Origin of the sequence: Psychrobacillus sp. L4, from assembly GCF_042944905.1 — a bacterium.
Classification (GTDB): domain Bacteria; phylum Bacillota; class Bacilli; order Bacillales_A; family Planococcaceae; genus Psychrobacillus.
The window spans coordinates 3,876,431-3,889,060 of record NZ_CP168496.1 but is presented as its reverse complement, the minus strand read 5'-3'; the positions used below and the strand labels follow the sequence as shown (position 1 = coordinate 3,889,060).

The window sequence follows — 12,630 nt, the reverse complement described above, 5'->3', positions numbered from 1 at the left end:
GCAAGTATATAATTCTAGCATATCCTATATTATTTATTGAATGGGCTGATAGAATGAGACCTTATAATGAAAAGATTAGTATTTACCACGGAATGGCATCTACTATAGCACTTAATTTTTCCAATAACTTTTTACCCATCTTCGCAATTACGATACTAGGGGCGACTAATTATCAAGTTGGATTAATTAGTTCATTACCGCCTTTAATCGCATTGTTAATGACAATTCCAGCAGCCATATTATTAAATAAGGCGCGTGCTCAGAAGAAACTAGTGGCGATGTCTGTTTTACTTGCTCGGCTTATGTTCTTGTTAATTGTACTAGTTGTCCTTTTACCTTCTCCATCTCTCCAAAGATGGGCTTTTTTAGGAATTATTGCTTTCATTAGCGTCCCAAATACAGTAGCCAATATTGGGTGGCAAACATTCATTAGTGGAATGATCAAAGAATCTAGAAGAGGGCAATTTTTTAGTGATCGAAACCGACTGTTAACGGTGGTCGGACTTGTGTCGACGTTACTTATCGGCATTTTAATGAAAGATTCCTCGGAAAGTGTTGTAGCGTATCAAATACTTTTCACAATAGCTTTTGGTTTTGGATTATTAGAAGTTTTTTTTCTATTAAAGCATCAAGAAGAAGTTGCGCAAGTAGAGAATGAACAAGTGAAAAAGAAGTCTATGGACTGGAGCATCTTTAAAAATAGCAACTTTGTTTGGTTTTTAGCGGCAGCGCTTTTTTTTAATTTTGCTTGGCAATCGGCTTGGGGATTATTCAATATTTATAATGTAAGAGTAGCAGGTGCAACAATATTTTGGATTAGTATGTTTTCAGTTGGTAATATGCTCATACAGTTTTTAACGTTTCCAATGTGGAAGAAATGGGCAGATAAAAAATCTAATATGCAGGTTTTTATATGGGCTGCAATTGGTATGGCGACTACTCCTTTCTTGACTGTGTTATCTACTAACTTGTACTATTTAACATTTGTTCAAGCTATATCAGGTTTTTTCTTGTCTGGAACTGTATTGATACTCTTTAATTTATTGTTAGAGCAATCTCCCGAACAATCTCGTACATATTGCATTACAACTTACAACGTATTGCTCGCCTTCGTTGCATTCGTAGCACCACAAGTAGGTATTTGGCTATTAGCTCAATTAGGAATGGAAATGGCGATGTATATTAGCTCTGGATTACGATTTTTAAGTGCTTTTGGGTTTTTGTATGTATCTATCCGACATAAAAAACATTAAGCATTTAATAGAAAAAGCGCCCGTACATGGGGCGCTTTTTCTATTTCCCTATACCATGCAAGATGAATTGGACGGTGCGCTCTGTTTCTAGTTCATCATCCCATTCACTGTCGGGGAAAAAGATGTACCGTGAAAATAAGTAGCCAAATATACTTGTGACGGCAAGTCTTGCCATACTTGCAGGTGGCATTTCGATTAGTTGTCCTTTATCTTGGTACCCTTTAATGACGATTAATATTCGATCAAATACTTTCTTCGCAATCTGGTCTAGAAACTGTTCTTTCAATTCTGGTTGGAACGGGATTTCTTGAATCATAATTTTGATAACAGGGAGAAGCTTTTTAATAAGTACTCTTCGGTTTTCAATTGTAGCTCTTAGAAAGTCCTCAGCATTTTCATAGGGGTGATCTAATACTTTGTGAAAGTCATTTACAATGACTGGTCCTATTAGCTTTGTCATAAGTGGAGCAACAATGGAGACGAGTAATTCTTTTTTCGTTTTATAATGCCGGAAAATCGTTCCTTCTGCTACTCCAGCTTTTTTAGCAATTTCATTTGTAGAAGTAGCAGCATAGCCCTTTTCCGAAAATGATTCAATGGCAGCAACGATAATTTTTTTCTGTTTATCGGTGAATTTTTCTTCGTCAAATAATTGTTCTAATAAAAGTTCTTCTTCTGACATTGTTTACTCCTTTTAAATTTTTCGATATTTCTTCAAAGCCAATATATTTAACACAATAAAAATGAAGGCAAACCCTAATAATACAAAGAGGTCGTTTTTAATACTTTCGATTCCCAATCCTTTATACATAACATCCACTAAGGCATTACCACCGTAATACATTGGCATGCATTTAGCAATAATTTGCATCCATGCAGGCATTCCCTCAATTGGAAGAATCCCAGCGAAAAAGACTTGCGGAATAATTGCAATCGGTATAAACTGCATCATTTGAAACTCTGAGTTCGCAAATGCGGATAATAATATACCAAGCAACAATGCAACCAGAGCTAAAGATAAATTAATTAATACAACATTCCAAAGAGAACCAATGAGCATAATGTCTAAAACCTTAACCGAATATAAAACAACAATTAATGTTTGAACAATGGCAAATAATCCATATCCAATTAAATAGCCAAATACAATATCCCGTCGCTGAATGGGTGTTGCCATTAATCGATCTAGTGTACCGGTAGTTCGCTCTCGTAATAATCCAATGCCAGAAATGAGAAAGACGAAGAAGAATACAAAGAAACCAACCAAAATAGGACTTAATTGATCAAAAAATGTAGTATCACCACTTCCATAAATATAAGCAGTTTCTATTTCTGGAGTGTTCAATTGATCCATTTTTACTGGAATATTTGGTAGTTTACTTTGTATATCTTGGACGAATTTGTTCAAGTTATTAGCCTTTGTCTTTGCATTTTCAACCGAAATAGCCTGCGATACCTTTGTTTGTAATATCTTTGACGAGGAGGGTTGATCGTTCGTAAGGGTTAAATGAATTGAATCTCCTTCTATTTGAAGTATTCCATCTAAGTTATCCTTTGATATCATTTGTTTTGTGTTTGTCAGTTTATCGTATAGGACTACTTCTATATCTTTGCCTTTAATTTGTTCTATTAAAGATTCTTCCGCGCCATATATCCCTAATTTAGGAGAGGCTGAATCTGCAGAAAGCAGATAATGTAGCAAAGTTAATATGACTAATGGAGCAACCATCATTAAAGCTAGAGTTCGTTTATCTCGTACCATTTGGATACAAATCCGTTTAACTAATGCGATTGTTCTCATCTTTTTCACCTCCAGCTTTCAAAAATACTTCCTCAAGACTATCAATTTCGAAATGGTTTTTCAGTTCTAACGGTGACCCACTCGATATAATTTCACCATCTCGAACCATCGCAAGTTGATCGCATTTTTCTGCCTCGTCCATGACATGGGTTGTTATCAAGATTGTTTTCCCTTCATTTTTAAGACGTGTTATTTCTGCCCAAATAGACTTTCGAAGTTCTGGGTCAATTCCAACAGTTGGCTCATCTAATATTAATATTTGCGGGTCATGTATTAATGCAACTGCAAGTGATAACCTTCGCTTCATTCCGCCTGAATAATTCTGCACTTTTTTGGATAGATGAGCAGTGAGGTTAACTAAATCTGCAGCGTAAGCAATTCGCTTTTTTTGCACATCTTTGTTCAATTTATAAAGCGAAGCAAAAAACGCAAGATTTTCTTGACCGGTTAAATCATTGTACAAAGCATCTGCCTGAGCCATATAACCAATTTTCTGTAACAGTTTCAAATTAGGGACTTTTGTATTAAGTACTTGCACTTGGCCAGTGGAAGGTTGGTCCATACCTACAATAATTTTTACTAATGTCGTTTTACCAGAACCTGAAGGACCGATTAATCCGTAAATTTGTCCAGCATCTACTGAAATGCTTATGTTATTTAAGACAGACTTTTTTCCGAAGCTTTTGCTTACTTGACCTAATACAATTGTTGAAGTCATTTTCAAACCTCCCTTTAATTTAGAAGTGAGTAATCACTCATTGTTAATTATATGCTTTACCATACAGAGGTCAATACTATCTAAATAAATTAATTGATGTCGAATAAGAGGGGAATTTAGAATATTTTACACATTTTATTGTATAAGAAATCTAATTATTGTAAATGATTCCAAGGGAGGTGCTCCCTATGAAAAGCTTATATTCATTACTAATATCTGTTATTTCGGTCTTATTCTATTCTAATTTACAAGTGAACGAACCTTTCAACGAAAAGTTCCACGGGAAACAATTTTCGACATTTCGTATGGATTATGAGGAGGAAATTATAGAGGTTGGTATGATTGGAGACATTTTATTGCATTATCCATTATACAATTACGAAAGCTTTCTACCATCCTTTGAACCAATAAGAGAGGAGCTAGAATCATTAGATATTTTATTGGCCAATCAGGAATCTATCCCAGCAGGAACAGAGTTTGGATACTCGGGTTACCCTAATTTCTCAAGTCCTGCACATATTATTGGAGATTTAAAAACGGTTGGGGTGGATATGATATCAATAGCGAATAATCATACACTTGACCAAAAAGAAGCGGGTGTCTTATCGGCTATTAATCATATGAAAAAGTACGATATTCCCTACATTGGTGCCTATGAATCATTGAAAGACCAAAAAACGGATCGAATTTTACAAGTTAAAGACATTGATTTTGGGTTTCTTGGTTATACATACGGAACGAATGGCCATATAATTCCTACCGGTAAAGAATATTTGGTAAACCAAATTGATCCCGACCGGATTTCGGAGGACATTCGAACATTAAAACGAAAAGTTGATTTCGTTATTGTGAGCATTCATTGGGGTAATGAATATGAACTGGACCCGAATGACGAACAAAAACAGTTAGCCCTAATAATGGCTGATGCAGGTGCTGACATTATATTCGGCCACCACCCTCATGTTATTCAACCATATGAAATGATTACAACAAATGAAGATCACGAAACGCATGTGTTTTATTCATTAGGAAATTTCTTTTCTGGACAGACATTCGATTATACGAATGTGGGTGGGTTAGCGAAAGTGAGCATCATAAAAAGGACGGTCAATGGTAATCGAGCAATGGTGATCGGAGTGCCTTCTTTTTATGCTACTGCTGTTTTGCAAGGGGATCCTGTGAGCATATATCCACTCAAAGATGTCGAAACCCTAATGGGTCAAAGTGATTGGTGGATACAGTCACATGTGTTTGGTAAATAATATCAATAGACCAACGTACTTTAACTTTATATATTTTAATGTTAAACTATATTGGAAAAAGGAGATGTTCTTATTGAGTAGACTACAAGGGAAGATAGCTATTATTACTGGCGGAGCTTCAGGAATAGGAAAAGGAATGGCAATGGCATACGTAAAAGAGGGTGCCACTGTAGTTATCGTAGATCTTAATGAAGAATTTGGAATGCAATCAATAAAAGAATTACAAGCGTATGCACCAGAATCTATCTTTATCCAAGCAAACTTGGCAGAACGTGAAAAATTGGCAGGTATTATTGACCAAGTTATAAGTAAGTTTGGGAAATTGGATATTCTCGTTAATAATGCACATGCTTCTCGCATTAAGACAATCGAGGAAGCGACTCAAGAAGACTTTGATCTATCCTTTAATACTGGTTTCTATCCGACGTTTTACTTAATGCAAGCTGCTCTACCTCATTTAAAAGAGACGCAAGGAAAAATTATTAACTTTGCATCAAGTGCAGGTATTAATGGAGATGCAACGCAAGTAACCTATGCAGCAGCAAAAGAAGCAATTCGTGCAATTACTCGTGTTGCAGCAAATGAGTTTGGACCATTCGGCATTAACGTAAACTTAATCGCACCGATTGCAAACTCACCTGGTATGCAAGCATGGGCGGAAGAAAATCCAGAATATTATCAATCCATGCTTTCAAAAATCCCGCTTAGAAGACTAGGGGAATTAGAGGGCGATATAGGAAGAGTTGCTGTATTTTTAGCAAGTTCTGATTCAGATTATATTTCGGGTCAAACAATAATGGTTGATGGTGGAGCTACGAAACTAAGATAAATTATACTATTAAATTTGGACAAAAGAGGAGAAATTATTATGGGTCGTGTACAAGGTAAAGTAGCATTAGTAACAGGTGGAGCATCAGGTATTGGATTGTCAACTGCGCAACTTTTAGCAAAAGAAGGAGCAAAAGTTGTCATTGCAGATTTTAATGTAGACGGTGCGAAAGAAGCAGCGGAAAATATTAAAAGTCAAGGTGGAGAAGCAGTAAGTATATTCTTAGATGCATCTAAAGAAGAATCTATAAAAGAAGCAGTTGAATTCACTGTAAATCATTACGGTTCCCTAACGGTTTTGTATAACAATGTTGGTATGACAAATCTTAAAAAGGATTTGGATGTTGTGAACATGGACCTAGATGAATGGGATAAATTAATGAACGTAAATACGAAAAGTGTGTTACTAGGTAGCCGTTTCGCTATTCCACATATGATAAAAGCTGGTGGTGGTTCTATTATAAATACAGCTTCCATGGCAGCATTTGCATCAGATTCAGTACGCTCTGCATATGGAGCGTCAAAAGCTGCAGTTGTTCAGTTGACAAAGTATATTGCGACTCAATATGGTAGAGATAATATTCGTTGTAATGGAGTTGCACCAGGCCTTATTTTAACGCCTGCAGCTAAAAATAATTTACCTCCAGCTCTATTAGATATTTTCGGAAAATATAATGCACTTCCATATCATGGTGAGGCAGACGATATTGGAAACACGGTGTTGTTTCTAGCTTCTGATGAATCTAAATTCATTACTGGACAAACAATTCAAGTGGAGGGTGGCCATTATCTTGCCAACCCGACTGTACCAGACTTCAAAGAACTAATGAAAAAATCACAACAAGCTTAAAAAAGTGCCTTCGACCTGATATATATTAGGTCGAAGGTTTTTTTTCACTTTCCAATGGCATAGTAAGAAGCGGTTTATATTCTTTATTCATTAAGACATTTTTAAATGCTAAAACATGTCTTTTTGTTTCCATAATTGGAGCACATATACATGAAAAAGTGCGTTTAAATGCTAGTTGGTTAAGATGAAGAATAGCTAAATCTTGTTGTTTAACTTCTTTATAAATTGTATGAATAGATAATAGCGATAGACCTTCCTTGCTAAGAGTAACCATTTCTTTAATTCCTTGATTACTATTGATAGTGACTATGGATTCTGCTTTTAATCCGTTGGAACGTATTACATGTTTTAGGTATTCACGTGTTCCTGAACCTTCCTCCCTCATAAACCACTTCTGATTTTGAAGATCATTGATAGTAAGCGACTTTTTTAAAGCAAGTGGATGATGAGAAGAGCTAACAATAAATAATTCATCTTCCATGAAAGGCTCTACTTGTAGTTCTTTATCATTTGTTTGTCCTTCTATTAGGCCGATATCTACTTTGAATAATCGAACGGATTGAACAATGTCTTCCGTATTCCCAATAAATACTTCCAACTCAAGACTTGGATGCAGGGAATGAAGTTCGATGATTAAGGAAGGGAGAATGTATTCTCCAATTGTAAAACTTGCCCCAATGATTAACTTACCTCTAATTTCATGTTGATGTTCTAGAATATCCTTTTGGGTTTGCTCATACATAGAAAGCATTTGTTTAGCTCGTTCATACAATATTTCTCCAGATGGAGTAATTTTTAATAATTTGGGGGATCTTATGAACAATTCTGTTTGAAATTCTGCTTCTAAATTTTTTATATGGACACTAACACTTGGTTGAGATATATGAAGGAGCGTCGCAGTTTTTGTAAAGTTTTTAACTTCTGCCAGTGTCACAAAAGTTTTTAGTGCATCATAGTTCATTAATTATCACTCCTTCATTAAAATTATTAATTGAAATCATTATATATATGTATTTTACTAATAATGAAGATAAACGTATAGTGAACTTAAATATAAAGGAGGATACTTTTAAGATGAATAAGAATATACATTTCTTTTATGGTATAGGAATTACATTAATCATTGCGTTAATAGCAAAAATGTTAGCAGGAATTCCGTTTTTATCTATAATGGGGCAATTAGTAATTGCCATAATTTTAGGAATGATTTGGAGTGCAACAATCGGTGTTCCGGCACAATTCCAACAGGGAGTGACATTTTCAAGTAAAAAGTTATTACGACTAGGAATTATTTTATTGGGTATGAGATTAAATCTAGCCGATATTTATGATGCTGGGTTAAGCGTTTTTTTTATAGCACTTATTAATATCATTTTTGCCCTATTCGTTGTGTATGGCTTAACCCGTTTATTTGGTGTAGATAAGAAATTAGGTATTTTAACAGCTTGTGGTACAGCTATTTGTGGAGCAGCCGCGGTCGTAGCAATTGCACCACAAGTAAAAGCTAACGATGATGAAACTGCTATCGGCGTTGCAACAATTGCTATACTTGGTACGTTATTTACGTTAGTATATACTTTTATTTATCCTGTACTAAATTTAACTGCTAAAGGATACGGTGTTTTTGCCGGAGGAACTCTTCATGAAATTGCCCATGTTATTGCAGCGGCAGCTCCAGGGGGGAGTGAAGCAGTAGATTTAGCTGTCATTGTAAAGCTAACTCGCGTTGCATTGTTAGTTCCGATTGCTTTAGTGATAGGATTTATCATGCAAAGAAGAGAAAAAGACGGAGAGAAAAGTAAATTTTCAATGTCTAGTATCCCTTGGTTCATTATTGGATTTCTTGTGATGAGCGGTATTAATACACTTGGAATATTCCCTGAATCATTTGCCAGTTTTCTTGTCTTAGTAGCATATCTGCTAATTGCAATGGCAATGGCGGGATTAGGATTAAACATAAACATTAAAACATTTAGAAAGTTAGGCGTAAAACCTTTTATAGCTGGTCTCATCGGTTCTGTCTTTTTATCCATTCTTGGATATATTCTTGTGTTTGTTTTTCATCTAAATGTTTAGAAGGAGGATGCAATGAAAGAACAAGATCACGATCGGTTGCTTCGTATTAAAACAGAGGGTATAAGAGAGTGGCAGCACCAATCTGCACATTATAATCGTTATGAAGCAACCCCTTACATAGCGTTAGAAGCTCTTTTCGATGAGTATACATGTAATTCGAATGATAAATTTGTAGATTTCGGTTGCGGAAAAGGCCGATTTCCTTTTTATATACATCATCATCTGCATGTATCAGTTACAGGGGTCGAAATGAGTGGACAACTATATCAGGAATCGATGGAAAACTTAGCAAGTTACATGGGTAGATCCAAGCAAACAAGAGCATCAATTGGATTTGAACGAATGCTAGCGGAGGAATACAAGGTGGATTTTAAAGATAATCGTTTTTACTTCTTTAATCCATTTTCTATTCAAATCTTTCAAAAGGTTATCGATAACATTCTTTTATCGATTGAAAATTACCCGCGTTCGGTCGATGTTATCTTATATTATCCTACTTCGGATTATATTCAATTTCTTGAAATAAATACTCCTTTTGAATTGTTTAAAGAAGTGAAGGTACCCGAATTATATGAGCAAAATAGCAATGAACATTTTGTAGTTTTTCGGTGCGAATAAATGACTCTTTCGCCCATCTTGTTTGCGCATTAAGATATATAAATTTAGGATATTAACATCTGCCACAAGATTACTGAAAAAAGAGGATCTGGAAGTGACACAGTCACTTTCAGATCCTCTATAAAATTCTTCGTTTATAGTGTAGTTTATGTTTAGTCCAAAACACTCTGGAAATAGTAAAGACAAGATGCACTTAAAGGACGCTTGCACTTTTCTTATTTCATAAAGGGTTCCAGAAGTTCCTCGTATTTCACATACCAAGATTTCCAACTATCGTTTCTAGACTCAATTGTTCTGCCATCTAAAATTGCCTCGATTACATTAAAACAAACATGCCATCCCGCTAAATCTTTGATTGTATGTTCTGTGAAAGAAGACAGCGTTTCTATAAAAACGAATCGACATCCTTCTAAATAAGGGGACAATTCGAATCTTGCAACCTCTTTACCCCATTCAAAAGCTAAAACTTTCATAGGTTCAAAATCTAAAATCTTCATGTCAATGAAAGTCCCATCTTTCATATCAAATTTGATCAAACCATCATTTCGCAAATCAACAACTTGAAGTTCCGTGAACCATTGTTGCAGTTTCTCATTGTCAGTCAGCATCGACCAAACATTCTCTACTGAATGGCAGATATGACGTTCATAATATGCCGTATAGATTTCATTTTCTTTTTGAATCGTTGCAAGCATTGTAAATTCCCTCCTAATTTAATCATAATCTTTTTAAGATTTTCCGGGACGCTGAGTGAAGTCTTTTTCTTTCATCTAAATACAGTGCATTGCTTCTTCTGCTTCATCCCATGGAACTTTATAACCTTTTCCTTTGGCGCAAAATATAGAAGTCGATGTATATTCAGGATCTGCTTCTTTATTATAGCCAATTTTTTCAATGACCTCTTCTATGTTATGACATCGGTCATATCCCCCAAATAGTAAACTTAGAGTTCCTTTACCATGGGTGAAAGAAGAGAAGATTGTACTATAATTCATAAATGTTGCGACGGGTACTCGTCCTTTAACGATTACTTTGTCTCCCATATTTTCGGGTGATTCAAAGGTTCCGTGAGCTTGTTGAATGTCAGATAAGACTCGTCCAATAAGATCCATCTCTACTTTAATTTTAAAGTCGTAAAATGGTTCTAGTAGGATATTCTGAGCTTTCTCTAAGCCTTGTCTCAAAGCTCTGTAAGTTGCTTCTCTAAAGTCTCCACCGGATGTATGTTCATTATGCCCACGACCAGTAAGTAGTGTAACTTTTACATCGGTTAATGCAGAACCCGTTAGTAACCCGTGATGGTCCCGCTCCAACAAATGATGTCGGACTAAGTTTTGATTGCCAATCGATAAATCATTCGCATGGCATACATTTTCAAATGATATCCCGCTGCCACGTTTAGCTGGTTCGATTAGAAGATGTACTTCTGCATAATGTTTTAACGGCTCAAAATGTCCATAGCCTTTTACAGTGGTATCTGTTGTTTCCTTATAAAGAATTCTAGGTTCGCCAAAAGACACGTGGAAGTGAAAACGCTCTAGAACAATTTGCTCCAGTACCTCAAGTTGAATCACACCCATCACATGTACATGAACTTCTTGAAAATGCTCATCCCAAAAGACACGTAAAGAAGGATCCTCTGCATCTAGAAGTTTAAAACAACGTAGTACCTCTTTGACATGGATAGAAGCCTCAAAGATAACTTTTGACTTTAATGTTGGGATCATATCAAATGCCACCCTATCATTGATAGCACCAATTCCAACACCAATTGAAGCAGAGGTTAACCCTGTTACAGCAACTAATTCACCGGCAACGGCTTGATCAACGGGTTTGAATTTATTTCCATTATATAAACGAATCTGCGTAATTTTCTCTGTGTGCTCATCGTAGTTCACTTCATCTCGAACTTTTAGTGTTCCATTTACTAATTTTAGAAAAGTAACTCGATTTCCACTGTCATCATGGCGAATTTTATATACCTGTGCGGAAAAATTATTGTCGGGATTATAGGAAGTCTCTGTTAACATATCCAGGTTATCTAAAAATTCGAGGATACCGATATCTTTTAATGCAGAACCGTTTGCACAGGGAAAGATTTTATTTTCATGAATCATTCGTTTGAATGTCCGTATCCACACGTCTTGATCGTATCCAGTGTCCATGTATTTTTCCAAAAGTTCTTCATTCCGTTCCGCAATAAATTCAATGAGCGCATCGTTAAAAGAATTCGTCAAATCACATACGTCTTCGGATAAATTGGACCGAATTTCAGCTATAATGCTCGCTGTATTAGTTCCTTCATAATCGGTTTTATTGATAAAGAAAAAAGTTGGCACTTGGTGTTTGCGAAGTAACTGCCAAACGGTTTCTGTGTGACCTTCTACGCCATCTACTGCACTAATAATGATAATGGCGTAGTCCATCACTTGAATTGCCCGCTCCATCTCTGGAGAGAAATCGACATGACCGGGAGTATCAATAATATAGTAGGTCGAATCATGATAAGTAAATATTCCTTGATCAGCAAAAATAGTAATGCCTCTATTTTTTTCAATCGAATGACTGTCGAGGAAAGAGTCTTGATGATCGACACGACCTCTTTTCCTAATCGTCTGTGTATGATAAAGAAGCTGCTCGGAGAAAGTAGTTTTTCCAGCATCTACATGTGCAAGAATTCCTATCGTTTTATACACTACGTCACCTCTGTTCTCTCTAGCTTTTAACTCTATTATAGCAAACGATTTAGTTGGTAGATTTCACCTGACAATCGGTCCAGCTTTTCTTAGTTGCACGGGTATTTTCCTATAGTGTTATACTATAAAGACATTTAGTTTAGGGGAGGTAACCAATTATGCAGTATTCAAAATCCAAAATGGAAGAACTAGTGAAGTATAGTCCTGAACTTTCTAAACGATTAAAAGAAGTTATGAAAGAACATGACTTAGAAAAAAGTTTTGCGTTAAAAGCTTTATATCACTCAGAAGTAAAAGATGGCGGGAAATATCAGCGAGATTATCAGGATCTTTAATGTTCAAAAAGCGTGGTGAGTTCAATAGAACTCGCCACGTTTTTTTTATTTTTGTTTAACAACTGTCATCTCTCCATACAGTTCTTTACAAAATGCACATAGTAAATTTACAAAATCATCAAACTTCTTTAACAATTGAGGAATAAAATTCTAATTAGAAACTTAATAGGAAACAGAGAGGAGAGTTTCTAGG

Annotated in this window: 13 protein-coding genes; 7 read left to right on the top strand and 6 right to left on the bottom strand. The window is 35.6% G+C overall.

Annotation, left to right across the window (positions count from 1 at the left end; translation table 11 throughout):
* The first annotated feature begins 53 nt into the window (after nt 1-53).
* Entirely contained in the window at nt 54-1,253 is a 1,200-nt protein-coding gene (locus ACEPXG_RS18945; RefSeq protein ID WP_391205873.1) for an MFS transporter, read from the top strand.
* Nucleotides 1,254-1,293: 40 nt separating this feature from the next.
* Here the strand turns inward: ACEPXG_RS18945 and ACEPXG_RS18940 are convergent, their stop codons facing one another.
* The 3 genes from ACEPXG_RS18940 to ACEPXG_RS18930 are packed head-to-tail and all read right to left on the bottom strand — an operon-like array spanning nt 1,294 to nt 3,772.
* Entirely contained in the window at nt 1,294-1,935 is a 642-nt protein-coding gene (locus ACEPXG_RS18940; protein WP_391205870.1) for a TetR/AcrR family transcriptional regulator, read from the bottom strand.
* A 12-nt stretch (nt 1,936-1,947) separates the two neighbouring features.
* A complete protein-coding gene (locus tag ACEPXG_RS18935; RefSeq protein ID WP_391205867.1) occupies nt 1,948-3,054 on the bottom strand; it encodes an ABC transporter permease in 1,107 nt (368 codons plus the stop codon).
* Nucleotides 3,032-3,772 carry an ABC transporter ATP-binding protein gene (locus tag ACEPXG_RS18930; RefSeq protein ID WP_391205864.1) on the bottom strand — a complete coding sequence of 247 codons (741 nt, stop codon included), beginning with the start codon at nt 3,770-3,772 and terminating at the stop codon, nt 3,032-3,034. Before ACEPXG_RS18930 ends, ACEPXG_RS18935 begins: the two co-directional genes overlap by 23 nt.
* Nucleotides 3,773-3,960: 188 nt before the next feature.
* Here ACEPXG_RS18930 and ACEPXG_RS18925 point away from each other — a divergent pair, with 188 nt between their 5' ends.
* The 3 genes from ACEPXG_RS18925 (at nt 3,961) to ACEPXG_RS18915 (ending at nt 6,712) form a co-directional block, all read left to right on the top strand.
* Nucleotides 3,961-5,034, top strand: a complete 1,074-nt coding sequence (locus tag ACEPXG_RS18925; protein WP_391205861.1) for a CapA family protein — start codon at nt 3,961-3,963, stop codon at nt 5,032-5,034.
* Between the two features lie 73 nt (nt 5,035-5,107).
* Nucleotides 5,108-5,863: an SDR family NAD(P)-dependent oxidoreductase gene (locus ACEPXG_RS18920; protein ID WP_391205858.1), complete on the top strand. Its 756-nt coding sequence runs from the start codon at nt 5,108-5,110 to the stop codon at nt 5,861-5,863.
* Nucleotides 5,864-5,902: 39 nt separating this feature from the next.
* Nucleotides 5,903-6,712 carry an SDR family NAD(P)-dependent oxidoreductase gene (locus tag ACEPXG_RS18915; RefSeq protein WP_391205855.1) on the top strand — a complete coding sequence of 270 codons (810 nt, stop codon included), beginning with the start codon at nt 5,903-5,905 and terminating at the stop codon, nt 6,710-6,712.
* A 25-nt stretch (nt 6,713-6,737) separates the two neighbouring features.
* Here ACEPXG_RS18915 and ACEPXG_RS18910 read toward each other — a convergent pair whose 3' ends face one another.
* Nucleotides 6,738-7,673 carry a LysR family transcriptional regulator gene (locus ACEPXG_RS18910; RefSeq protein WP_391205852.1) on the bottom strand — a complete coding sequence of 312 codons (936 nt, stop codon included), beginning with the start codon at nt 7,671-7,673 and terminating at the stop codon, nt 6,738-6,740.
* Between the two features lie 113 nt (nt 7,674-7,786).
* On the opposite strand from ACEPXG_RS18910, the gene ACEPXG_RS18905 reads away from it, so the two are divergent.
* Complete coding sequence (locus tag ACEPXG_RS18905) at nt 7,787-8,788, top strand: YeiH family protein (RefSeq protein WP_391205849.1); 1,002 nt, start codon at nt 7,787-7,789, stop codon at nt 8,786-8,788.
* A gap of 12 nt (nt 8,789-8,800) precedes the next feature.
* Complete coding sequence (locus ACEPXG_RS18900; protein ID WP_391205846.1) at nt 8,801-9,406, top strand: SAM-dependent methyltransferase; 606 nt, start codon at nt 8,801-8,803, stop codon at nt 9,404-9,406.
* Between the two features lie 215 nt (nt 9,407-9,621).
* Here ACEPXG_RS18900 and ACEPXG_RS18895 read toward each other — a convergent pair whose 3' ends face one another.
* Nucleotides 9,622-10,101, bottom strand: a complete 480-nt coding sequence (locus ACEPXG_RS18895) for an SRPBCC family protein (RefSeq protein WP_391205843.1) — start codon at nt 10,099-10,101, stop codon at nt 9,622-9,624.
* Nucleotides 10,102-10,176: 75 nt separating this feature from the next.
* The gene (locus ACEPXG_RS18890) at nt 10,177-12,102 is read right to left on the bottom strand and encodes a GTP-binding protein (protein WP_391205840.1); all 1,926 of its coding nucleotides are present in this window, start codon (nt 12,100-12,102) and stop codon (nt 10,177-10,179) included.
* Nucleotides 12,103-12,260: 158 nt separating this feature from the next.
* Here ACEPXG_RS18890 and ACEPXG_RS18885 point away from each other — a divergent pair, with 158 nt between their 5' ends.
* Nucleotides 12,261-12,437, top strand: a complete 177-nt coding sequence (locus tag ACEPXG_RS18885) for a hypothetical protein (RefSeq protein ID WP_090567581.1) — start codon at nt 12,261-12,263, stop codon at nt 12,435-12,437.
* The last annotated feature ends 193 nt before the right edge of the window (nt 12,438-12,630 follow it).

What these genes read in the sequence shown, in the direction of transcription:
- ACEPXG_RS18945 (WP_391205873.1), top strand. Translation starts at nt 54, where the DNA reads ATGAGACCTTATAATGAAAAGATTAGTATTTACCACGGAATGGCATCT.
- ACEPXG_RS18940 (WP_391205870.1), bottom strand. Translation starts at nt 1,935, where the DNA reads ATGTCAGAAGAAGAACTTTTATTAGAACAATTATTTGACGAAGAAAAA.
- ACEPXG_RS18935 (WP_391205867.1), bottom strand. Translation starts at nt 3,054, where the DNA reads ATGAGAACAATCGCATTAGTTAAACGGATTTGTATCCAAATGGTACGA.
- ACEPXG_RS18930 (WP_391205864.1), bottom strand. Translation starts at nt 3,772, where the DNA reads ATGACTTCAACAATTGTATTAGGTCAAGTAAGCAAAAGCTTCGGAAAA.
- ACEPXG_RS18925 (WP_391205861.1), top strand. Translation starts at nt 3,961, where the DNA reads ATGAAAAGCTTATATTCATTACTAATATCTGTTATTTCGGTCTTATTC.
- ACEPXG_RS18915 (WP_391205855.1), top strand. Translation starts at nt 5,903, where the DNA reads ATGGGTCGTGTACAAGGTAAAGTAGCATTAGTAACAGGTGGAGCATCA.
- ACEPXG_RS18910 (WP_391205852.1), bottom strand. Translation starts at nt 7,673, where the DNA reads ATGAACTATGATGCACTAAAAACTTTTGTGACACTGGCAGAAGTTAAA.
- ACEPXG_RS18905 (WP_391205849.1), top strand. Translation starts at nt 7,787, where the DNA reads ATGAATAAGAATATACATTTCTTTTATGGTATAGGAATTACATTAATC.
- ACEPXG_RS18900 (WP_391205846.1), top strand. Translation starts at nt 8,801, where the DNA reads ATGAAAGAACAAGATCACGATCGGTTGCTTCGTATTAAAACAGAGGGT.
- ACEPXG_RS18895 (WP_391205843.1), bottom strand. Translation starts at nt 10,101, where the DNA reads ATGCTTGCAACGATTCAAAAAGAAAATGAAATCTATACGGCATATTAT.
- ACEPXG_RS18885 (WP_090567581.1), top strand. Translation starts at nt 12,261, where the DNA reads ATGCAGTATTCAAAATCCAAAATGGAAGAACTAGTGAAGTATAGTCCT.